At 62.6% G+C, this 1389-nt stretch carries 1 protein-coding gene; it reads right to left on the reverse strand.

The genetic code is table 11. From position 1 onward, the window contains the following. Positions 1–37: 37 nt before the first annotated feature. The coding region (locus GA0061102_RS32455; protein ID WP_139115146.1) for an IS1182 family transposase at positions 38–1389 on the reverse strand (1352 nt) is incomplete at its 5' end.

A 1389-nucleotide genomic window follows, 5' to 3' on the forward strand; every position in this document is an offset into this window, starting at 1 on the left:
GGTGGCGTTTCGATTTTGTTGAAACGGCCTGATCTGCTCAGGCCATGCTTGGCTTTGGCGCCTTTGTGAGGGCCATTGCGATCTTCTTGATGTTCTGGGCGGCTGCGGCCATCAGGCACTGGCATTGGACCCGGATGAGACTTCGGAACCGCGCGTAGCGATGACCATGCAACTGTTTGGCGTCGGCAAACGAGCGCTCGACCGTCTCTTTCCGTCGTTTGTAGATGGCCTTGCCCCAGGGCTTGAGCCGGTTGGCATCGGTACGCTCGCGGGCATCGGCCCAGACATGGCGGGTGATGGTGCGTTCGGCCTTGGCATTCGTCGTGCAGGAGGCAAGCAGCGGGCAGCCTGCGCAGATGCGGGGGTCGGAGCGGTAGTGCTTGTAGCCGTCGCGGTCGGTGGTGGCGTAGGTCAGCAGTTGCCCCTCGGGGCAGCGATAGCCGTCGGGCTCTGGCTCGTAGACGAATTTCGACTTGCGCATCATGCCGGGCCTGGGCGGCGTCGGGTTGCGGTAGCCGGTCACTCCAAGGATCCCTCTCACCTCCAGGCCGTTGGCAATCCCTGCCGTCGCATAGCCGGCATCCAGCCCGACGGCCCCGACATTGAAGTCGAAACGGGCGCGTTGCCGGTCCAGCCGGTCGAGATAGACGATGCTGTCATGCACGTTGGCCGGCGTCACATGTGTGTCGGTGATGATCGCATGCCGGCCATCGACGGTGCGATGGTCGAGATAAAAGAAGCCCTTCGGCTTGCCGTCGCGCACCATGTAGCCGCTGTCGGGATCGGTACGGCTGACCTTGGTTTCCTTGACTGCGGGTTCCCGATCCTTGCCTTTCAAAGGCTTCTGGCCGTGCAGCGCCCGTTCGGCCTCGATCGCCCGGTCGAGATCGGCCCAGTAGTCGGAGCGCGACTTCTCCACCATCGCCAGATCGTACTTGCCCTTGTTGGCGTTCGCCTTCAGATGCGTGCTGTCGGTATAAAGCACCGTGCCATCCACAAGCCCGTGGCCTATCGCCTGCTCGACGATATGGTCGAAGATGTCCTGGGCAACCGACGTATCATTGAAGCGCCGACGCCGGTTCTGGCTGAGCGTCGAGGCGTCGAAGACCCCGTCCGTCAGCTTCATCCGCAAAAACCAGCGATAGGCGACATTCACCTCGATCTCGCGCACCAGCTGGCGCTCGGAGCGGATACCGAACAGGTAGCCGATGAACAGCGCCTTGAACATCAAGGTCGGATCCAGCGGCGGCCGCCCGTTGTCGGCGCAGTACAGGCCGGCGACGCGATCATGGATGAACGAGAAGTCGATCACCGCGTCGATCTTGCGAAGCAGGTGATCCCGGGGCACCAGACTGTCGAGCGTCACCATCTCGAGAGCCGTCTGTTCGG

It is taken from the genome of Martinezella miluonensis, assembly GCF_900094545.1.
In the GTDB taxonomy this organism is placed as follows: Bacteria; Pseudomonadota; Alphaproteobacteria; order Rhizobiales; family Rhizobiaceae; genus Rhizobium; species Rhizobium miluonense.